Source organism: Microcystis wesenbergii NRERC-220, assembly GCF_032027425.1.
Lineage (GTDB): Bacteria > Cyanobacteriota > Cyanobacteriia > Cyanobacteriales > Microcystaceae > Microcystis > Microcystis wesenbergii_A.
On the sequence record NZ_JAVSJA010000001.1, the window covers coordinates 309,338 to 331,087 of the forward strand.

Here is a 21,750-nt window from a genome sequence, read left to right on the forward strand (position 1 = left end):
GCGGGAGTAGGGTTTGATGAGAAATAGCACTAATCTCGAAAACCATATAAATCAGTATAGTGCCTTAAAGCAAGCCCTCCAACCCCATCTAGGATGGCATGGTGCCAGAATTTCCTTTCTCGCACTGTTTTTACTCGCCTTGCTCAAAGTCAAAACCGTCAACCTGAGCGAGTTAGCAGTAGGATTTGGAGGTAAAGCCCTCAAAGAGTCTAACTACAAAAGATTACAACGCTTTTTCCGAAATTTCGAGCTTGATTACTTTGAGAGTGCCAAAACTGTCGTGGGTTGGGTGAATATCCCCCAACCTTGAGTATTGAGTCTTGACCGGACAACTTGGGAGTAGGTCCCGCATTGCTACAACATCTTGACTGTAGGCATAGTTCACGAGGGAGTTGCCATTCCCTTACTGTGGTGGATGCTCCCGAAAAAAGGAAACTCGAACAGTGATGAAAGAGAACAACTTAACAAGAATCAAAATTCCTTAATTAATCAACTTAGACAGCGATTATGTTGTGAACACCCAGAAATCGCTCAAAAAAACCTCGATTATATCGGAGTTAATGGCTTTAATCCTACATTAGGACATATCGCCGAATTGAGAAATAACTCGCGCATTAAAACCACTGCTGGCACTGGAATCAGTGAATATAGTCGGTTATTGGCCAAGGATATTGTCACCTATCAGGATAGAATCGCGGTTAAAGAAAAAAACCGAAGATAAATTCTGGAATTAGAGCAGTTTAAGGGTTATTGTCAAGTATTTGACCAATTTCTTTTCGGTACTGTTACTCAAAGTTTACTGCTTTTACACTGCTATCCTATCGAAAGATTTTTAGTCAACGGTAAACCTTACTTTAGAGGGAATCACGATATTAGCCTGAGAAAGTTTCAGGCTTATCTAGGCTTAGGGTATTCCTATCAGATTTCTGGGGATACCTCAGCAAAACAAGACAAGGTGAAAAAGTCTTGGAAGGGTTCCGACTTAATGCGCTCTCACTTGTAGGCTCATGCACTGGTGACTATTTGCCCGAATAAACCCGCTAAAACCGAGATTATTGGTAAACTTAAGCATTCTTGGCTTAATCCCCGTATTTATCTCTATTACGAAACCGAAAACGGTCAAAGAATCGAGAAAAAGAAAGAATTACCCAGTTTTAAGGCATTAGGTAAGGATGGACTGTGTCGCTTGCTGTTTTACGAGACTAGGCTTTTGTATCAAGTTTTAACGGCTAATTTGGTAAAGTGATGATGTTGAACAATTAACACAGAACAGGGGGCATGATGGAGAACATAATTACTCACACTACCTAAGAATAACTCTCCTAGACCCGATCGCCCACGCCGACCGATGACAATTAAATCAATATTTTCCTCTCGCGCCACTTTACAGATAGTTTTGGCGGCATGACCGTAAATTTGCCGGTATTCTCCCTTTACACCCATTTCTACCGCCTGATTAGCTCTTTTTTGCAACATTTCCACCCCTTTCTGCTCAAATTCTTCCCATTGTTGCCGCCAAAAATCGAGAGTGAGATCATTACCCTGGGCGGGGTAAATATCGGCTAAATTGGGTGGAATCGGTAAAGGGCTATAATCTTCTTCAGGGGAAAGGACGTGCAGTAGTAGGAGGTTAGCTTCGTACTTACTGGCTAAGGATACAGCCTCCTTAAAAACACTATCCCCCATCTCGGACAAATCTATTGCTATCAAGATTTTTTGATACATTTTTCAGCCTCTGCAACCATGCCTTATTTAACGGAATCCGACGCTATTAGAAATGCGATCGATCACTTTTGTTATTTTCCCATTCTTTGGTTAGATACGGAAGTAGCTGATTACGATAGCAAGACTCCCCGTTTGTCTCTGATTCAAATTCTTGCTGATTCCACGTACCTAACGGGTGAGCGGGTGACAATTTTGGATGTTCTCGATCGACCCGATCTGACTAACTATTTTATCACTAAAATCATGCTGGTTGACTGGATAGAAAAGGTTTTTCACAATGCTAGTTATGATTGTAAATTTTTGGGCGGTAAGGGCAAAGTTAAAAAGATTACCTGTACCCTAGAGTTAGCTAAAAAGGTTCCCTACTATATTGCTCCTTTACCCAATTATCAACTAAAAACCCTGGCTGAATGTCTTTGTCATTTTCCCCCTATTGATCAGACTGAACAGGGGGGTAATTGGGGCAAAAGACCTTTAACGGCGGACCAGCTAGAATATGCACAAAAAGACCCCGTATATAGGGACCAAATCCATCATCGTCTTTTGCAGCTCTCCCATTTAATTACTCCTGATCCTGCCGGTGAGAATCTGGAAAGATTAACTAATCGTTATTGGGAAATTTACCAGCAATGGAAGCTTTTAGATCCAGAGATGGAACATCTCAAGGAACGTTTAAAGTCGGCAATTATCCAGCAAGAGGCTGCGGAGATTAACGGGTTTTCGGTCAGTTACCAAAATCGCACCAACAAAAAAGTTAAACTGGCCGAATTAGCCTTGTCTATTTATCGGGACAGGATAGCCAAATATCTCTCTCCTTAACTAATGATTTTCTCAAAGAATTAGGGGATTTAGCCCAAGGGTTAACCATCGAGGAAACTCCCAAAAAAATTAGTCAATTGACCATCAAACAAAATGAAGCTGACTTGACATGATTACAGCAGAATTAAGCAGATAGGAGATAGGAGTCAAGACCAAATTGGGTTATACTTGATATTTATGAGAAAGGCTGTAATAGCTAGAAAAAATTGCTTGCGGGGATAATCTAAATGACTGTAAAGATCGCTTATCTGGGGCCAGTGGGAACCTATTCAGAAACAGCCGCTTTAGCATTTGCTAATAGTTTACCACCCCAGCCTCATCAATTAATACCCTATCCTAGCATTGCCCTAGCCCTGCGATCGGTTGTCCAAAATCAGGCCGATTTAGCAGTGGTCCCGGTGGAAAATTCCACCGAAGGAAGTGTGGTAATGACTCTTGATGCTTTATGGCAATTACCCGGGTTACAGATTCAACAAGAATTAGTTTTACCGATTTCCCATGCACTTCTATCTCCCAGACAATCGCTAACAGAAATTAAAACCGTTTATTCCCATCCCCAAGCTTTAGCTCAATGTCAAAAATGGCTAGAAAATAATTTACCTAACGTGCCGATTATTCCCACTAATTCTACCACAGAAGCGATTCAAATTCTCGATCGAGAGGCCAATTCGGCCGCTATTGCTTCCCCCCGGGCAGCAAAACTCTATAATGTACCAATATTAATACAACCAATTAATGATTATCCCGATAATTGTACCCGTTTTTGGGTAATGGCTTTAACTTCCCATCGCCAAGGTGAGCGAATGTCCCTCGCTTTTCAAGTTTTAGATCAACCCGGTGCTTTAGTCAAACCTTTAGAAGTTTTTGCCAAACGTCAGCTTAATTTATCTCGGATCGAATCGCGACCAACTAAACGATCTTTAGGAGAATACATATTTTTTATCGATCTAGAAATTAATCCAGATCAACAGCATTTAATCGCAGAAACTTTAGAAGAATTAACCAATTATACCGATGCGATCGATGTTCTTGGTGCTTATCAGGTGGTTAATTTGCCTGTAGAAAGTTTAGAGGAATTATAAACTAAGTTGCCCAGAAATTACAGTAGTTAAATAGAGATATTTTAGCTTTTAAGAGAGGGAAGAATCGGCAAAGATGAGTTTTCCTCTGGGGTAGAATCAAGCTTTTTTTCCCCCACTAGAGGAAGAATAATTTCCACAGTTGTTCCTAAACCTTGACCTTGACTAGAGATAGTAATATCTCCCTCCATCATTTTCATCAAATTCTTAGAAATAGCTAATCCCAAACCCGTACCGCTAAATTTTCTGGTTGTGGAACCATCAATCATCACAAAAGGTCGGAATAATTTTGATTGCTGCCGGGGGTCTATACCGATTCCTGTATCGATTATAGTCATAATAGCCTGTGGATGTTCTAGGTGAGTTATCAAAGAAATTGTGCCTCTATCAGTAAATTTAATTGAGTTAGAAATAACATTCAAAATTACCTGTTTTAATTTAGTGGGATCAGCATAAACTATCGGATTTTCTGGACACAAAAGTAGATTGAATTTTAAGCGCTTACGTTGCAGCGATGCTGTTTGTAAATTAATAACTTCATTGATAATTTGGTGTAAATCTACTGGTTCAGGATTAACGGAAAGTTTGCCCGCTTCTATTTTAGCAATACTGAGAATATCATCAATAATTCCTAAAAGATGTACGGCGGCATTATCCGCTTGTTGCAGATATTCTTTTTCCTCCTCCTCACTATTACAAAATCCATCCATAACGCAACGAATTGAGCCAATAATACCATTAAGAGGGGTGCGTAATTCGTGGGAAGTATTCGCCAAAAATTGGTTTTTTAATTGATTAGCATTTTCTGCTTCTTGCCAACTCTTAACTATTTCCTCTCCCCAAAGGCGTAAACGTTCGAGCATTTCCTCTAAGGCCGAGGCTAACTGATTAATTTCTCGAATATTAAAGTTTTGAAGTCCAATCTTTTGCGAAGGAATTTTATGAATATTTAAGGCATAATCTCGCAGTTTTTCTAAAGGTCTAGCTAAATCCCTGGCAATCAGTACAATAGCTACTAAATAAGCTAATAATAAACCAGAAATCAGATAAAAAATTGCCTCCCAAATTTGTTGTAGAGGAGCGAGAGCTTGAGGGAGGGGACTAATGGCTAAAACTACCCATTGTTGGGACGATTCTCCCGTAACTGGACTGGGGAGGGAACTATAACCAGCGACTAATTCTTTGCCATCTTTCTCGAAAGAAAATAAATGCAAGAAATTTTGTTTTCCTCGGATAGCATTACTGATAATACTATTTAAGCGTTCAGCATCAGCTTCTTGACTGATATGCTTACCAATGCGATGAAAATAGGGATGAGCGAGAATAATGCCATTTTCAGAAATAACCACGGGATAACCTGACAAAGAACCGGGTAAAACCTTCTCACCGTAAAGTAGAGAAGTTTGCAGAATCAGACTAGATTGTAATTGTCCTTGATTATCGTAGATGGGAACGGCAAAAACTAATTCTAATTGACGATTATTATTGAGAGATTTAATTAGAAATTTTCGGGGTAAACTTCTAACTAAAATATTTTCGATATTACCAGCAAAGCTAGTCCGTTTTTCTGCCCATCTTTCTAGAGGCAAAACTTTGATCATTTCTGGTTCACAGGCTCGATTTAATAAAGATTTCTTGGTCTTAATATCAATTAATTCCACACAGTTAATCTGATTAGGAAGCGGCGCGGTGAATTGTTGTAAAAAAGCTTCTTTTTCGGCTAAGTTTCCCTGTTTTAAAACCAGACTTTCGCCAGCAGTGATAAGATTGGCCTGCAAAAGTTGAATTGATTGCTCAATATTATCTGCCTTTCTGATGGCACTTTCGGTAAGATTTTGACGGGCCGTTTCCAAAAAAGCTGATCGCGCCTTACGATAGGTGACATAAACTCCCATTAGTAGTACAGGTACACTGACTAGGAGTAGGCGAGAGAGCAGAATACGACGAAAGGAGGATTGACCGATAGGCATAGGCGGAAATTGGTTTGATTCTTGCTATCAAACTCCAGACTATACTAGCCTATTAACCAATCGGACCGGGTGATATCCCCGAGCATTTGCCATGAATCGTCCTCACACCACCGTTATTTTAGCCATGAGTGCCGATGGTAAAATTGCCGACGCCTACCAGTCGGCGGCCAGGTTTGCCTCTGCTACCGATAAAATGCGTCTAGAACAACATTTATCCCCCATGGATGCCGCTTTATTCGGTGCTAACACCCTGCGCGCTTATCACACCAGTCTTCCTATCCGTCATGGCGATTTTCTCGCATACCGTCAACAACGGGGATTATCTCCGCAGCCGATACAGATCGTTTGTTCTTATTCAGGGCAGCTTGATCCCCAGATGAAATTTTTTCAGCAGCCTTTCCCGCGCTGGTTAATCACGGCAGCGGAAAAAGTGGCGGCATGGGAAAATCGGGGTTTATTTGAGCTTGTCTTAGTCTGCGGTGATTGGAAGGCTATTTTTAGTCAATTTACGGTTTTAGGTATTAAAAAGCTGGCGATTCTGGGAGGAGGTGAATTAATTGCCTCTCTTTTAGCTGAAGATTTAATCGATGAAATCTACCTAACCATTTGTCCGTTGCTGTTAGGAGGCAATAAAGCGGCAACTCCCCTGGGGGGAACTGGATTTATGGCTGATTCTGCCAGAAAATTACAACTTTTGAGCGTGGAAACCGTACAAGAAGAAATTTTCTTACATTATTCCCTTGAACGAGATTCCCACAAATCTCAAAACTAGATTACCTTAAATAGGGTCTGCTGAAAAAGTTTGTTGGTGGGGGCAGGGTGTGGGGTGTAGGGTGTAGGGTGTAGGGTTTTACTGATTTTGAGGTACTCAGTTACCTAATTTTCAGGGAAAAAGTCCCGGAATTTTACCCCTAATCACTCCCAGTCCGGTACTTTTTGATTGACAAAAAGTCTAAAAGTCTTACCCAACAAGGGTTTTAGATTTATTCAGCAAACCTTAAATAAAAAGGTTGACTTATCTTGTCCCATGGTAGAACAGCTTAAACCCCAATATTCTGTCGCTTGGATTGATAAAATGAGTGAGATTCCCCAACAAAAATGGGATGCTCTCGCTCAACCCCTAACTACTCCCTTTCTCGAGTGGGAATGGTTACATAATATCGAAACTTCCGGCAGCGCCACGGGACGCACCGGGTGGCAACCTGCTCATCTAACCGTTTGGCGCGGTGCTGAGTTAATTGCCGCCGCTCCTTTGTATATTAAAAGTCATAGTTACGGTGAATTTGTCTTTGACCACCAATGGGCAGATCTTTCCCATCGTTTGGGGATTAGATACTATCCGAAACTGTTAGGAATGACCCCTTTTACTCCGGCGGTGGGTTATCGTTTTTTAATTGCTCCGGGGGAAAATGAACTGGAGATTACTGCTTTAATGATAGCGGCAATTGATCATTTTTGTGATCAAAATAATCTGTCGGGTTGTCATTTTCTTTTTGTGGATCCCCAATGGCGAATTTTAATGGAAAATTTTGGCTTTACTCCCTGGTTACACCATAGTTATATCTGGAATAACAAAGGTTTTCAAAGTTTTGAAGATTATCTGACGGTTTTTAATGCTAATCAACGCCGCAATATTAAACGGGAACGGAAAGCGGTGACTAATGCGGGGTTAACTATTAAAACTCTGGCCGCCGAAGAAATTCCCCATCATTTGTTCCCGTTAATTTATCGGTTTTATAGCAGTACCTGTGATAAATTTTACTGGGGAAGTAAATACCTGACACAGAAATTTTTTGAACAATTATATCCGAATTATCGTCAGCGAGTGGTTTTGATTACTGCCTACCAAAATGAAAAAGATACTAAACCGGTGGGTTTATCTTTTTGTATTCGCAAAGATACTAATCTTTATGGTCGTTACTGGGGCAGTTTTCAGGAGTACGACTGTTTACATTTTGAAGCTTGTTACTATCAACCGATCGATTGGGCAATTAGTCAAGGTATTACCATGTTTGACCCCGGTGCGGGAGGACAACATAAAAAAAGACGGGGTTTTCCTGCCACTGCTAATCATAGTTTACACCGTTTTTATCATGGCAAAATGACTCAAATTATCCGCAACTATATCCAGGAAATTAATCAAATGGAACAGGAAGAAATTGAGGCAATCAATCAAGATTTACCCTTTTCTAAGAGAGAAATTGAGTTTAACGAGTAATTTAGATAGGGTTTGTCCCTGGGTGCCTCTCATTTTTGTAAATCTACTGAGTTGGGATTTTTAAAGGGAAACTATCTTCTAAAATTGGTCATTACTTCCGATTTTATCACTCAATCCTAGGGTTGATTCATGGTAGGGTTGATTCATGAATCAACCCTACCCGTTGGGGACGCAAGCGCCGTCCCCAAACCCCGGAGCGCATTAGTTTTTCGGTGGGATGCTTACAGGCAGCTGCTGATATATTTGTAATAATTTAAGAGTCACTGATAATTGCTAATTGTCCGTATTTCTGCAAATGCGAGATGGAGCCATTGTCTCTATTAGTGCAATCAACTATGAATACGAGGTTCCGGGTGCAGAGTAGTGAGAATTTCACTTTCGATCGCCCCTAGGGTTGCTAAACGTTGCTCGATCACTGTCCGTTCAAAATAATCCGCTGCTAATAGCCAATAAATACCATAATGACGGGCTTCGGAAGCCATTAAACCGCGATAAAATTGAGCTAATTGAGGATCGGGACAATATTCTCCCAATAAACCTAATCTTTCGTGGGAACGCGCCTCAATTAAAGCTGATATTAACAGAGAATCCAAAAGGCGATCGGGTTCTTGGTGACGAATCTGGGCCTTTAATTTAGCACCATAGGGGGGAGAATTCAAGGGAGCGAGGGGAATTCCCCATTTATCTAACCATTGATTGACCTGTTCAAAATGTTCTAATTCCTCTTGGGCGATCGCTGTTAATTTCCGCACGAGGGAAGCGTAGGAAGGATAACGAAACATGAGATTTAAGGCCACTCCTGCCGCTTTTCGCTCACAATGGGAATGATCGAGCAGAATAATCTCTAAATTATTAATTGCCTGTTCTATCCAATCCTCAGAGGTGGCACTGACTAATAAATTAATCTTTCCCATCGTCGCTGATTCCAATGTGCTGCATCTTTTACCCTAACCCAAAAAGTCGAACAACACCAGTCAAAAACTAAGGACACGGCTTCTGTGATAGCCTAGATGATTGGTGAAGCATAAACACGGCCAATCAATCAGATGGATTTTTTACTGGAAGTCGGTACAGAAGAACTACCCGCAGATTTTGTCGATAGCGCGATCGCACAATTGCAGGAAAGAGTTAGCAAGAGTTTAGAGACGGAATCTCTGGACGCGACTGCTATTCAAGTTTACGCAACCCCGCGCCGTTTGGCCGTGTTAATCACAGGATTACCGAGGGAGCAAGAGGCTCGCAGCGAGGAGATAAAAGGACCGCCAGTTAGTGCCGCCTACAAAAATGGTCAAATTACCCCCGCTGGTGAGGGTTTTGCTCGAAAACAGGGAGTTAGCACCGCTGCTTTCTCCATTCGTGCCACAGACAAAGGAGAATTTGTCTATATTGAAAAAACGATTCCAGGTCGTCAAACAGCCGAGATTTTAACTGAATTAATTCCCCAATGGATTACCCGTTTGGAAGGAAGACGTTTTATGCGTTGGGGAGATGGAGATTTAAGATTTCCCCGGCCAATTCGTTGGTTATTAACTTTAGTGGATGGGGAAGTTTTGCCCCTAGAATTAATTAATGGCTCTACCACTTTAACCAGCGATCGCTTAACTTTTGGTCATCGCATTCTACACCCGCAATCCTTAGCCATTAGTCATCCCCAAGCATATTTAACCAGTTTGCGATCGATTTTTGTGGAAGCGGATCCGCAAGTGCGTCAACAGATAATTACTGATCAGATTACCACCCTAGCCAAAAAGCTGGAGGGAGTGGCAGAAATTCCCGCAGATTTATTAGCAGAAGTGACTAACTTAGTCGAATATCCCACGGCAATTGTCGGCAAGTTTGACGATGAATTTCTGGAATTACCCCCAGAAGTAATTATTACCGTGATGGTGACACATCAGCGTTATTTCCCAGTGAAAACTCCCCAGGGTTTGTCACCCTATTTTATTACTATTTCCAATGGCGATCCCCAGAAATCTGAGATTATTTCCGCGGGAAATGAAAGGGTTATCCGCGCACGGTTAGCCGATGCCAGATTTTTCTATACTGCCGATTGTGATGAACCCTTAGATAGTTTCCTTCCCCAACTGGAAACCGTCACTTTCCAAGAAGAATTGGGAACCATGCGCGATAAAGTCGATCGAATTATGGAAATTGCCCAGATGATTGTCGAACAGTTAAATCTCGATGAACAAAGTCGCAGTGATATAGAGTCCACTGCCATGCTTTGTAAAGCGGATTTAGTTACCCAAATGGTCTATGAATTTCCCGAATTACAGGGAGTAATGGCCGAAAAATATGCTTTAATTAGTGGTGAATCGGCCGTAGTTGCCCGGGGCATTTTTGAACATTATCTGCCTCGCAATGCTGGGGATATACTCCCGGAAACAATAACCGGTCAAGTGGTGGGAATTGCCGATCGATTGGATACTTTAGTCGGTATTTTTGGACTGGGAATGCTGCCCACTGGTTCCTCAGATCCGTTCGCTCTCCGTCGGGCTGCCAATGCAATAATTAGTATTATCTGGTCAGCCAATTTTAATATCAATCTTTTGGCATTAATTGAGCAAATAGCTAAGGATTTTGTCACCAGTCATCACGATAAAGCTAACCCGGCCAATCTGATTAAAGATTTCTTTTTACAACGTCTGCAAACTCTCTTAATTGATGATTTGAGGATAGATTATGATCTCGTTAATGCAGTTTTAGGGGAAAACGATCCGGAGTATAAGTCTCGCGCTTTAGAAAATTTATTAGATACCCGTGAACGCGCCCGCTTTTTATGCCAAATTCGTCAGGATGGTCAGTTAGCCAACATCTATGAAACCGTCAATCGCTCCACCCGTTTAGCACAAAAAGGAGATTTAGATACAACTACCCTAGAAGCCAAGGCAATCATCGATACGGAGTTATTTGAACAATCCTCCGAACAGGCATTTTATGACGCTTTAATTGCCCTAATTCCCGAAACTATCAGCGCAAGAGAGCAAAGGGATTATCAGCGTCTTGTCACTGCTTTAACGGCAATTTCTCCCGTGGTGGCTGACTTTTTTGATGGCGAAAATAGTGTGTTAGTTATGGCAGAAAAAGAATCTGTCCGTCGCAATCGTTTAAATCTTTTGGGTTTACTGCGAAATCACGCCCGAGTCCTAGCAGATTTTGGGGCAATTGTCAAAGGATAATTCAGTTATCAGTTATCAGTTATCAGTTATCAGTTATCAGATTTGAGTTTTCAGTTCACTGATTACTGTTCACTGAAAACACTTCCTAATTCATAATTCATAATTCCCCACTGGGCTCTCTTATTCTTTGTGTGATAAGTTTAACTTATATAGTAGTGATCGATCTCTGTGTCCTTTGTGTCTCTGTGATTCCTTCCACTCACTCGCCCGCAAGACTGTATCTTAGAATACATTTTACCCACCAAACCTGGGAGAGCCCCCACTGATTACTGATTACTGCTCACTGATAACTGAAATGGCCGATTCTGAACTACAGCAACAAGTCCAAAGATTACATCGACTGACGGTATGGGGTCGTTGGTTGTTTGTGTTGGGTTGTTGGTTAGGGATTGGTTCGGCTAGTTTATGGGTTTTACGCGATGATATAGCCTTAATGCGGCAGTATTTTACTTGGACAGCCGTAAGATACGCTTTAGCTTTCAATTACTGGCCTTCTATCGGTCTAGCCTTTTGTGTTGCCATTACAGGAGCAGTATTAGTCTGGCAAAGTCGCAACATTATTTTAGGACTTTCCCCCAGAGAAAAACTGCGCTTAGAGCAACGGGTGCAGAAAATTCGGGACAAAGGGCCGCATCATCCCCTCTGGCGCTGGATCTTAAAAAGCAGGGAAAAAGACTTACAATGATAAAGCTTTGCTGAAAGCTGACGGCTAGAACCCCCACTAGATATAATTCTTTACGCAACAACTCTTGACTTTTGAATCCACTTATGACCGTGACTCCCCAAGCTCCTCCGAAAACTCGCCGCGTGGTTTTTCCCTTCACCGCTATTGTCGGCCAGGAAGAAATGAAATTATCCCTAATGCTCAACGTCATCGACCCCAAAATTGGCGGGGTGATGATTATGGGGGATCGAGGTACGGGAAAATCGACCACAATTAGGGCTTTAGCCGACCTTTTACCGGAGATTGACGTAGTTGCTAACGATCCCTTTAATTCTGACCCCAATGATCCCGATTTAATGAGCGATGAGGTGCGGCAAAAGGTGGACGAGGCCATCCCGTTGACCATTGCCAAGAAAAAAGTCACTATGGTAGATCTGCCCCTCGGTGCGACGGAGGATCGGGTCTGTGGCACGATTGACATCGAAAAGGCCCTGTCAGAAGGGGTAAAAGCTTTTGAACCCGGTTTGCTGGCCAAAGCTAACCGCGGCATTCTCTATGTGGATGAAGTCAATTTACTTGACGATCACCTCGTCGATGTGCTATTGGATTCGGCCGCTAGTGGTTGGAATACGGTGGAACGGGAAGGAATTTCCATCCGTCACCCGGCCCGGTTTGTTTTGGTGGGATCGGGCAACCCAGAAGAGGGAGAATTGCGCCCACAACTGCTCGATCGCTTTGGAATGCACGCCGAGATTCACACCGTCAAAGAACCCCCTCTACGGGTCAAAATCGTGGAACAGCGTGCGGAATTTGATGGCAATCCCCTCTCGTTTTTAGAGAAATACAACTTAGAACAGGAAGAACTGCAAAGAAAGCTAGTGGAGGCCCAAAATCTTTTGCCTTCTGTGGAGCTTGATTATGATCTGCGGGTGAAAATTTCCGAGGTTTGTTCCGAGTTGGACGTGGATGGATTGCGCGGCGATATCGTTACCAATCGCGCCGCTAAAGCTCTGGCCGCTTTGGAAGGACGGACAACTGTGACGGTAGATGATATCCGTCGGGTAATTGTTCTCTGTTTACGTCACCGTTTGCGGAAAGATCCCTTAGAATCGATCGATTCTGGTTATAAAGTCTTGAAAGCTTTTAATCGCGTCTTTGGATTAGAAGAAAATTCCTAAATCTAATTTACCCTCTCCCCGAAGAGAGGGTTTTTGACTGGATTTAGAGATGAAGACCAAAAAGGGCTAGATGTGGCCAAATAAGCTAGAATTCTATCGACTGCTGTTATCCTCTGGGGGAATGTCGATGTGGGTTGAAAGTATAACACTCGAAAACATTAAATGCTTCCAGAATCAAGAGATTAAATTTATTCGTAATCCCAATAATCAACGTCATTGGCGCGCTAAACCTTACCATTGGATCACTTTATTAGGAGAAAATGGAGTAGGAAAAAGCAGGATTCTACAGGCTTTAGCTTTGCTGCTCGCAGGACCAGAAGCAGCCAAAGAATTATTACCACGTCCGACCGGTTGGATATGTAATCCTAAAACACCGGGTAAATTAACCGCAGTGCTTCATCAGGAAGATGGGGATGCGGGAAAATTTGGTACGGATAAAACTCGAAAAACTTTTGCTTATTCCTATTTTGTTACAGGCAAGGAAAGGTTAGAGTTAGGAGGCAGTAAGGACAAACAAACCTATACAGAACCAGCATTAATCGAAGAAAATACTAAAATTTTAAGTTGGTTGCGAGCCAATGCTTTTGCCTCCGATAATCATGGTTGGTTTGCCGTCGGTTATGGAGCTTTCCGTCGTTTGACACGAGTGAGTCAAGTGATCATTCCTAGTCTTGAACCTCCGAAACGCTCTAGCAACTTTTTCAGCCAATTTAATGAGGATACATCTTTAAGTTCTTTTGAGAGATGGATGGTGTATTTAGATTATCGAATAGCCAAAAATCCTGAAGATATTCAAGCCAAACAAATGAAAAAAATCGGCGAAGAAGCAATTACTAAACTGTTACCCGGTAATGTAGAAATTGCTGAAGTAACTGCCGATGGCTTGATTCAGTTTCTAGTTAACGGTCAAAAAGTTCCAACCATTAGTTTATCCGATGGTTTTCGGAGTATGATTGCTTTAGCCGGGGATTTAATTTGGCGATTATTACAATCCTTCCCCAATCTAGATAACCCCACAGAGGCTTCTGGAGTCGTCTTAATCGATGAGTTAGATATTCATTTACATCCTTCTTGGCAAAGGGAAATTGCTGGATGGTTACAGGAAGTTTTTCCCAAGCTTCAATTCTTTGTCGCTACTCATAGTCCTTTAATCGCTGCCGGTGCAGGGCCAAATTCTTTAACCCTACGAATCGATCTGGTAGCGGGTGAATCAGAGATTGTAGAAATTCCTTATAAAGAATTAGCGGCTAATGTTGATCGTACTTTAACAAGTTCTGCTTTTGGTTTGAAATCAACCTTTCCCACTGAGACAGAAAATAAAATTAAGCGTTACCACCAACTAAATCGTAAAAATAAAAATCTGGCAGCAGAAGAAAAGGAAGAATATGAACAACTGTCATTATTTGTTGGAGAAGTTAAACCCTTTAGCGAAATTATTCAACCTAATAGTTTAGAATCCCGAATTGATGCCTTACTAGAGGAGCGTTTATCTTGATTCCTGTCACCAGAATATCAGAGCCACCCGTATTAGCTAAAAATGCCGCTCGTTGGCTAGAGGCTTTAGAATCAATAAAATCAAACAACAAGGCAACTAAAGCTCAAATTAACCAAGCACAAAATAAATACAGTCATCCGCAAGTTAAAGACGCATTAGTTAAAATGTTTAATGGGAAATGCGCTTACTGTGAAAGTAAGATTACAGTGGTAACTTACGGAGCGATCGAACATTTTTATCCAAAAAGCCAGTATCCTGATCTGACTTTTACTTGGGAGAATTTACTGCTTTCTTGTGATAAATGTAATGATGCCAATCACAAAGGCACAAATTTTCCTCTCGATGATATCACAGGAAATCCTCTGTTAATAGACCCCACGGATGGAGTAACCGATCCGAATACACATCTTGAATTTGTTTGGGATGAAATGGCAAAATTGGCCAGTGTTTATGGTCGGGATCGGCGTGGTCAAATTGTTGAAGATTTGTTCGATCTCAATGGTATGCGTGGACGAAAAGAATTAATTAACTATCGTAGTCAATATATTAAAAGGTTGTTAGCATTATTACGTTTCGCAAAACAAGGAGACTCGGAGGCTTTATCTTTACTGCAAGAAGCTTGTCAACCGGGAGCGGAATATTATGCTTTTGCTAGTATTTATATACTGCCTCATTTGCCTCCCTAAAACTAAGGGTAATTATTATCTACGGTCTGAAAAACAAAATTTCTCGCTTATTATTCTCACCCTACTTGATATTTATGTCTCGTCCTGTTGTTTATTTTGCCGTTACTAATCATGGTTTTGGCCATGCTGTCCGCAGTGCTTCGGTAGTAGCTAATATTATTGAACTTAATCCCGAAATTTTGCCGATATTAGTCACCACGGCCCCGCGCTGGTTATTAGATTCCTATATATCCGGAGAATATATTCAAAGACCCCGGGGGTTTGATGTGGGAGTAATCCAATCGGATAGTTTAACGATGGATAAATTAGCTACTAAAGAAAAATTAGAACAAATAATTGCTCAATCAAGGTCAATTATTGCCAGTGAAGTTAATTTTATTAAAACTAATCGTGTCGGTTTAGTTGTGGCCGATTTACCGCCTTTAGCGGCACTAATTGCCAAAAGTGCGGGGCTTCCTTGTTGGATGATCGGTAACTTTGGCTGGGATTTTATCTATCGTGATTGGGGTGAAGAATTTGCCAGTATTAGTGATTGGATTAGTCGTTGTTATAATCAATGCGATCGCTTGTTCAAACTGCCTTTAGCAGAAGCGATGACAGCATTTCCTCTCGTTACCGAGGCAGGTTTAACCGGGGGTACACCCCGCTACAGTGAAGAACAATTACGACAGGAATTTAAGCTAAATGCCCCTAAAGAAAAAACTATTTTATTGAGTTTTGGGGGGTTAGGATTAGAAGCAATTCCATATAATAACCTCGCCAGTTTTTCCGATTGGCAATTTATCACTTTTGAAAAAAACGCGCCCGAATTGCCGAATTTAGTCCGCTTACAGGATAAACCAGATCGGAGCTATCGTCCCGTGGATTTTATGCCCCTGTGCGATCAAATTATTTCCAAACCGGGATATAGTACCTTTGCCGAGGCTTTAAAATTAGAGGTGCCGATTGTTTCCCTAATGCGAGAAGGTTTCGCCGAATCAGCGATTTTATTAGCCGGAATCCAAGATTATAGTGATCATCAAATTATTAGCAGTAAAGAATTTTTTCAAGGTAATTGGGACTTTTTACGCCAAGCCCCCCAACCGCCCAGATTAAAGGTTAAACCGCCTAAAGATGGTGCAGAATCGATAGCGAGAGCTATCGTAGAATACTTTGAGAGGCAATAGTAATGATTAACTTAGCCAATTTAACCTCGGATTATTAAGTAGGTAGGCGTTAAAAATTATCAGACACCCCCCTTATCAAGGGGGGATTGAGGGGGGATCCCCCCGCCTATCGGCACCCCCCTTATCAAGGGGGGCAGGGGGGATCGAACCTAAAATCCATTTTTAATTTAATTATAACCAGCTACTTAGCGGTAAATTTAGTTATCGGTCAGCCGTCCCTTGTTTATTTAACAAAGTCCTAGAAACCAGCCAAATTACCGCGCTATTTTTTGACAATCACATTCGGGATAATCAGGGCAGTATCAGCCTCGAAATCGTCAAAAATACCGAATAACCCCCGGGTAAAGTTGAAGACGAACCTGAGCAGAGAACCGGGGAGACAGAAACAAGATCGGGCAGAAAGCCGATACTTGTTACAATAGTTTACAAATCACCCTGCCCCGCCACCGAACTATGTCCGAACAGATGATCTCCCCAGAGACGCAAACCCCAGAACCGATTACTGTTGAAGTGCAGCCCGTCCATATTCCCGAAGAACATCGGGAAGATATTGGCCCCATGGATGACAACGTAGCCGAGAGTTGGCGCTACAATCCCCAAGTTATTAACGACTATTACCGTCGGCGACCTCTAGAAGTTGTGGGGAGATTAATCGAAATTGCCCTGCCGGTTTTATCTTTTGTCATCGGTATCTGGTGGGATAAACTGCGGGGAAAATCGCCGAAAAATGAAATTAGACGGGCCGTACAATTGCGGGAAATGTTGACCAAATTGGGACCAACCTATATTAAGATCGGTCAAGCTCTCTCTACCCGGCCTGATTTAGTACCGCCTTTATATTTAGAAGAATTAACCACTCTCCAGGATCAAATTCCCTCTTTTCCTAATGAAATTGCCTATCGTTTTATCGAAGAAGAATTAGGTTATTCTCCCGAAGAAATTTACGCAGAATTATCCCCCAATCCCATAGCGGCCGCTTCCCTAGGACAAGTTTACAAAGGTAAATTAAAAACCGGAGAGAAAGTCGCCGTTAAAGTACAGCGTCCCGATTTGATTCGCTGTATAACTTTAGATGTGTATATCATGCGTAGTTTGGCGACTTGGGTGAAAGGTAATATTAAAAGACTTCGCTCCGATTTAGTGGCAATTACCGACGAATTAGCCAGTCGCATTTTTGAAGAAATTAATTATCTTCACGAAGGACAAAACGCCGAAAAATTCGCTCAACTTTATGGTCATATTGCCGAAATTTACATCCCCAAAATCTACTGGAAATATACCGGGAGACGGGTTTTAACCATGGAGTGGGTGGACGGCACAAAATTAACTAATATCAAAGAAATTCAGTCCCAGGGTATTGATGCCACCCACTTAGTTAATGTGGGGGTGCAGTGTTCTTTGCGTCAATTACTTGAACACGGATTTTTCCATGCGGATCCCCATCCGGGTAATTTATTAGCGACTCCCGACGGTAAATTAGCTTATCTTGATTTCGGCATGATGAGCAATATTGAACCCTATCAACGCTACGGTTTAATCGAAGCGGTGGTGCATTTAGTCAACCGGGATTTTGAGTCTTTGGCCAAGGATTACGTTAAGTTAGACTTCCTGTCACCAACTACCAATTTAGAGCCAATTGTTCCCGCTTTTTCGGAAGTTTTCGGTAATGCTTTAGGGGCGAGTGTGGCAGAATTAAACTTTAAAAGTATCACCGATAAAATGTCGGCGATGATGTATGAGTTTCCCTTTCGAGTCCCTGCCTATTATGCCCTGATTATTCGCTCGATGGTGACTTTAGAGGGAATAGCGATTGGCATCGATCCTAATTTTAAGGTACTGAGTAAAGCCTATCCTTACATTGCTAAACGTCTGCTCACCGATCCTTCTACGGAGTTGCGAGATTCCCTGCGGGATTTATTGTTTAAAGACGGTACTTTTCGCTGGAATCGTTTAGAAAATCTCCTGCGAAATGCTAAAGATTCTAATGATTTTAACTTCGAGAAAGTCACCGATCAAGCGTTAGATTTTCTCCTTTCAGACAGGGGTATATTTATCCGCGAAAAATTAGTTAATGAGTTAGTAAATACTCTCGATAATTTCGGCCGTCGAACTTGGTTTAATCTCACGGTTAATTTCCGGCAACAGGTGGGTTTAGCGGTGCAAGAAACTCCCCCAGAATTATTAGGTGATGCTAAGAGTTTTGAGCATCTTCGCAACATCTTTAGTATTTTACAGGAAACGAAAGGATTCGATGCCATGGCTATGGTGCCAGTGATGACTAAACTAATCGCTAAACCGGAAACCCAACAGATGGGACAAAAAATTGCTGAAGGTTTGCTACAAAAATCCCTAGCGCGTTTAATTCGTTACCTAGTTCTCGAATTTGATAGACCAAATCATCGGCAAAATGGAGAATTATCGAAAGCTTTACCCGCTGCCGATTAACCTCTGTCAGTTCCACCGACGGCTCAAAATCTGAGCATTTCCGATAATAAAGGCCGTGGAATAAATTTCACGGCTCAGAGAAAAACGTTAAACTTTTTTAAAAGTTTTTTTATCCTAAACGGTTAACGGGGTTTAAAGGTGACTTGTAAACCGTCGCGAGGATGGGGAGTGGGGATAGATGTGAGGGTGAGATCTTGATTGGGGAGTAATTGCCAATCGTATTTTTGTACTAAACGGACGGCTAAAATTTTCATCTCTAAACGAGCGAATTCCTTGCCGATACATTCGCGCAATCCCGCACCAAAGGGGATATATCCGTAGGGTTTTTCTTCGGCTAAAAAGCGATCGGGATCAAAGGTTTCAGGATGGGAATAAATATTATTATCTTTATGGGTATTGCTGATTTGATACTGCACTATCCATCCTTTCGGCAAATGATAACCGTTAAATTGACAGTCTTCTATTACCCGACGGAATCCTCCTCCCACGGGGGGAGTAAAACGTAAAACTTCCTTTAAAACGCGATCTAAATAGGTCATCTGTTTGAGGGTATCAACGCTTAAAGGAGTGGATAGATCAAAATTAGTTATTTCCTCAAGGACAAGCTGAAAAATATCGGGATGCAGTGCCATTTGTAGGCAGAAAGTGGCGATAGCAGAGGTTAAAGTTTCATGACCAGCAAAGAGTAATAATAGCACTTGATCCTTTAATTCCGCTAGGGATAAACTTTGACCGTTTTCGTCTTTAGCTTGTAAAAGGATAGCCAGAGCATCCTGGCCTAAGTCATCATTTTTTTGTCTTTCTAAAATGATAGTTTCTATGGCTTCCAGTAATTCTTCTCGACAGCGTAATGCTTTGCCGAAAGCTGTCCAGGGAAGGGGAAGGGGAAGAGTAAATAGTCCCGCACACCAAGTATCAAAAGCTTCTCCTAATTTGGTAGCAGAACCCTGGTCAAGACCGACAAATAATTTACAGGCGATATCGAGGGTATAGTTTCTTAATTCAGGATACCATGACAGGGTTTTTGCGGTTTGCCAACGCTCTAAATAGCGAGCGGTAATTGTTTCTACCGTAGGGATATAACTTGCTAGGGACCGGGGTTGAAAAGCTTGATAGATTAAGCGACGACGGGAAGCGTGGACATCTCCTGTATGCACCGCTAAAGATGCGCTGCCGAGGAGAGTTTTGGTACTTTTGGGCCAAGTTGCCGCAAAGTATTTATTCTCATTGCTGAGGAGAAACCTGTTAGCGTCGGTACCGGATAAAATAATCGTGGGACTGCCAAAAATATGAGTACGGAAAAGTTGACCATATTTATTATGACGTTTACTGGCAAAATCCCCATCGGTCAAAAAAGCGATTGTTTCTCCTAATAGGGGTAATCCGAAACTGCCGGGGGGTAGGGGTAAATCGTTGCTTATAGTCATCGCTGCCTCTAGGGTAAAACTAATCAGTTGCCGTCGATTAACCCTGTTTATTTTAACCTAAAGCACCGGAGAATTCATCCCCTAATCTAGCCTAGCAATTAGCGATCGCACTCAGCAACGGTAAGTACCTAAGCAAAGTTAATTACACATCTCACCAGTCAGTCAACAGTAAGAATTGCCGCCAATTGACATTTTTTAAGATCACCGCCATAATTAGGGCTTGATCAATAAATCTGAAAACCTTGTTGGGTAAAACTTTTAGACTTTTTAGAAACCAAAAAGTAGCATATATGGGAGTGATCAGGGGGAAAATTTAGGTACTTTTTCCCTGAAAATTAGGTAATTGACCCCCTCAAAATCGCTAAAACCCTACACCCTACACCCTACACCCCACACCCTGCCCCCACCGAAAAACTTTTTGCCGCAAACCCTAATTAGCCTTTGCTAATAGTAATTCGCGGCAAACGATGCTTAAAACCGCAGAGAATCTCCCAGGATATCGTACCTAAATCCCGCGCCCAATCGTCGGCGGTGATGCACTGCGGGCCGTCTTTACCGATAAGTGTGACGATTTCCCCTGTTTTTACCTCTGGAATCTCGCTCACGTCAATCATTAACTGATCCATGGTTATCGCGCCGATTTGGGGTACTAAACGTCCTCTCAGGGATACTTTTAAACGATTGGAGAGATTGCGGGGAATTCCATCGGCGTAACCGATACCGACCACAGCAATACGAGTATCTTTTGCGGCTATGTACTGATGACCATAACTCACTCCGGAGCCGGCGGCAATGGTTTTGACTTGGGCAATGCGCGCTTTTACTTGTAGCACCGGTTGCAAAGGGACTTTATCGGTGAGATGATCGGCGGGATAAAGACCGTAGAGAGCTAATCCGACTCTAACTCGATCGTAGTGCAGAGATCGATCGCTTAGGGTAGCGGCAGAGTTGGCTAAATGCAGACAGGGGGGATGATAACCTTTTGATCTTAACTCGGCGATCGCTTGTTGGAATCTTTGCCGTTGTAACTGCATGATCTCGGGATTGGGATCGTCAGCTGTGGCAAAATGGGAGTATATACTGGCAATTTTCAGGTTAGGAGCCTCTAAAACCTGTTCGACGAATTTTGTGCCGTTTTGCCATGGTGTACCTAAGCGAGACATCCCCGTATCTAGTTTGATATGAACCGGCAGCCGCTGTTCTAAGCGTCTCATCACGGTGGCAAAAATTTGTACCTGTTCGATTTGCACCAGGGTGGGTTGCAATTGCCAATGGGCTAAGGCTGCCACTTCTTCCGGGGTGTTCACTGCTCCTAAAATCATAATTGGGGCAACGATTCCCGCTTCGCGTAGTTCGATACCTTCCCCGATAGTCGCGATGGCTAAAGACTGCGCTCCAGCTTCTAAAACGCTGTTAGCCACCTTAACTGCCCCGTGTCCGTAAGCATCGGCTTTAATTACCGCCATTAATTCCGTTTTTGTGGCTAATAAGGCCTTGACTTTTCGCACGTTTTGTTGTAAGGCCGATCGATCAATCTCTACCCAAGCACGATAGCGAATTACTTCCGACAATTGATAATCATGACGGTTTTTGGGCGGATTGATAATTTTTGGTTCGATGCTAAACGTCACTCGCTCACTCCTTTGCACGCATAACCCAATTTATCACAGATGTCGGGGTGAAGACCCTCGTACTGACG

At 42.3% G+C, this 21,750-nt stretch carries 17 protein-coding genes and 2 pseudogenes; 14 read left to right on the forward strand and 5 right to left on the reverse strand.

Annotation, left to right across the window (positions count from 1 at the left end; genetic code table 11):
• Positions 1 to 46: 46 nt before the first annotated feature.
• Positions 47 to 460 (forward strand): annotated as a pseudogene (locus RAM70_RS01530) (IS4 family transposase); the annotation flags it as partial.
• Between the two features lie 555 nt (positions 461 to 1,015).
• A complete protein-coding gene (locus RAM70_RS01535) occupies positions 1,016 to 1,246 on the forward strand; it encodes a hypothetical protein (protein WP_287999157.1) in 231 nt (76 codons plus the stop codon).
• On the opposite strand, the gene RAM70_RS01540 is transcribed toward RAM70_RS01535, so the two are convergent.
• On the reverse strand, positions 1,216 to 1,725 hold the full coding sequence (locus RAM70_RS01540; protein ID WP_045360031.1) for a universal stress protein: 510 nt from the start codon (positions 1,723 to 1,725) through the stop codon (positions 1,216 to 1,218). The genes RAM70_RS01535 and RAM70_RS01540 overlap by 31 nt on opposite strands.
• 18 nt (positions 1,726 to 1,743) lie before the next feature.
• Between RAM70_RS01540 and RAM70_RS01545 the strand changes: the two genes are divergently transcribed.
• Both RAM70_RS01545 and pheA read left to right on the forward strand, forming a co-directional pair.
• Complete coding sequence (locus tag RAM70_RS01545; protein ID WP_287999154.1) at positions 1,744 to 2,544, forward strand: ribonuclease D; 801 nt, start codon at positions 1,744 to 1,746, stop codon at positions 2,542 to 2,544.
• A gap of 227 nt (positions 2,545 to 2,771) precedes the next feature.
• Positions 2,772 to 3,626, forward strand: coding sequence for a prephenate dehydratase (gene pheA / locus RAM70_RS01550; RefSeq protein WP_045360030.1), 855 nt, complete (start codon positions 2,772 to 2,774; stop codon positions 3,624 to 3,626).
• A 41-nt stretch (positions 3,627 to 3,667) separates the two neighbouring features.
• Here pheA and RAM70_RS01555 read toward each other — a convergent pair whose 3' ends face one another.
• Positions 3,668 to 5,593: a sensor histidine kinase gene (locus RAM70_RS01555; RefSeq protein ID WP_045360028.1), complete on the reverse strand. Its 1,926-nt coding sequence runs from the start codon at positions 5,591 to 5,593 to the stop codon at positions 3,668 to 3,670.
• Between the two features lie 91 nt (positions 5,594 to 5,684).
• On the opposite strand from RAM70_RS01555, the gene RAM70_RS01560 reads away from it, so the two are divergent.
• From RAM70_RS01560 to RAM70_RS01570, 3 genes and pseudogenes are all read left to right on the forward strand, one after another.
• Positions 5,685 to 6,365 (forward strand): RibD family protein, encoded by a 681-nt coding sequence (locus tag RAM70_RS01560; protein ID WP_312672000.1) that lies wholly within the window; start codon positions 5,685 to 5,687, stop codon positions 6,363 to 6,365.
• A gap of 255 nt (positions 6,366 to 6,620) precedes the next feature.
• Positions 6,621 to 7,811, forward strand: a complete 1,191-nt coding sequence (locus RAM70_RS01565) for a GNAT family N-acetyltransferase (protein WP_312672001.1) — start codon at positions 6,621 to 6,623, stop codon at positions 7,809 to 7,811.
• Between the two features lie 51 nt (positions 7,812 to 7,862).
• Positions 7,863 to 8,068, forward strand: a pseudogene (locus RAM70_RS01570) (hypothetical protein).
• Between the two features lie 72 nt (positions 8,069 to 8,140).
• Here the strand turns inward: RAM70_RS01570 and RAM70_RS01575 are convergent.
• Positions 8,141 to 8,725 carry a MiaE family protein gene (locus tag RAM70_RS01575; protein ID WP_190380657.1) on the reverse strand — a complete coding sequence of 195 codons (585 nt, stop codon included), beginning with the start codon at positions 8,723 to 8,725 and terminating at the stop codon, positions 8,141 to 8,143.
• A gap of 132 nt (positions 8,726 to 8,857) precedes the next feature.
• Between RAM70_RS01575 and glyS the strand changes: the two genes are divergently transcribed.
• The 7 genes from glyS (at position 8,858) to RAM70_RS01610 (ending at position 18,624) form a co-directional block, all read left to right on the forward strand.
• On the forward strand, positions 8,858 to 10,990 hold the full coding sequence (glyS, locus tag RAM70_RS01580; protein ID WP_312672002.1) for a glycine--tRNA ligase subunit beta: 2,133 nt from the start codon (positions 8,858 to 8,860) through the stop codon (positions 10,988 to 10,990).
• Positions 10,991 to 11,285: 295 nt separating this feature from the next.
• On the forward strand, positions 11,286 to 11,675 hold the full coding sequence (locus RAM70_RS01585; protein ID WP_312672003.1) for a hypothetical protein: 390 nt from the start codon (positions 11,286 to 11,288) through the stop codon (positions 11,673 to 11,675).
• A gap of 83 nt (positions 11,676 to 11,758) precedes the next feature.
• A complete protein-coding gene (bchI, locus tag RAM70_RS01590) occupies positions 11,759 to 12,832 on the forward strand; it encodes a magnesium chelatase ATPase subunit I (protein ID WP_002760148.1) in 1,074 nt (357 codons plus the stop codon).
• A gap of 70 nt (positions 12,833 to 12,902) precedes the next feature.
• Entirely contained in the window at positions 12,903 to 14,327 is a 1,425-nt protein-coding gene (locus tag RAM70_RS01595) for an AAA family ATPase (protein ID WP_312672004.1), read from the forward strand.
• Positions 14,324 to 15,013 (forward strand): retron system putative HNH endonuclease, encoded by a 690-nt coding sequence (locus RAM70_RS01600; protein WP_312672005.1) that lies wholly within the window; start codon positions 14,324 to 14,326, stop codon positions 15,011 to 15,013. The genes RAM70_RS01595 and RAM70_RS01600 overlap by 4 nt, the downstream gene beginning before the upstream one ends.
• Positions 15,014 to 15,087: 74 nt before the next feature.
• The gene (locus RAM70_RS01605; RefSeq protein ID WP_312672006.1) at positions 15,088 to 16,179 is read left to right on the forward strand and encodes a glycosyltransferase family protein; all 1,092 of its coding nucleotides are present in this window, start codon (positions 15,088 to 15,090) and stop codon (positions 16,177 to 16,179) included.
• Between the two features lie 453 nt (positions 16,180 to 16,632).
• Positions 16,633 to 18,624 carry an ABC1 kinase family protein gene (locus tag RAM70_RS01610; protein WP_312672007.1) on the forward strand — a complete coding sequence of 664 codons (1,992 nt, stop codon included), beginning with the start codon at positions 16,633 to 16,635 and terminating at the stop codon, positions 18,622 to 18,624.
• Between the two features lie 122 nt (positions 18,625 to 18,746).
• On the opposite strand, the gene RAM70_RS01615 is transcribed toward RAM70_RS01610, so the two are convergent.
• Together RAM70_RS01615 and alr are read right to left on the reverse strand one after the other, a co-directional pair.
• The gene (locus RAM70_RS01615) at positions 18,747 to 20,051 is read right to left on the reverse strand and encodes a cytochrome P450 (RefSeq protein WP_312672008.1); all 1,305 of its coding nucleotides are present in this window, start codon (positions 20,049 to 20,051) and stop codon (positions 18,747 to 18,749) included.
• A gap of 434 nt (positions 20,052 to 20,485) precedes the next feature.
• A complete protein-coding gene (gene alr, locus RAM70_RS01620) occupies positions 20,486 to 21,682 on the reverse strand; it encodes an alanine racemase (RefSeq protein WP_312672009.1) in 1,197 nt (398 codons plus the stop codon).
• Positions 21,683 to 21,750: the final 68 nt, after the last annotated feature.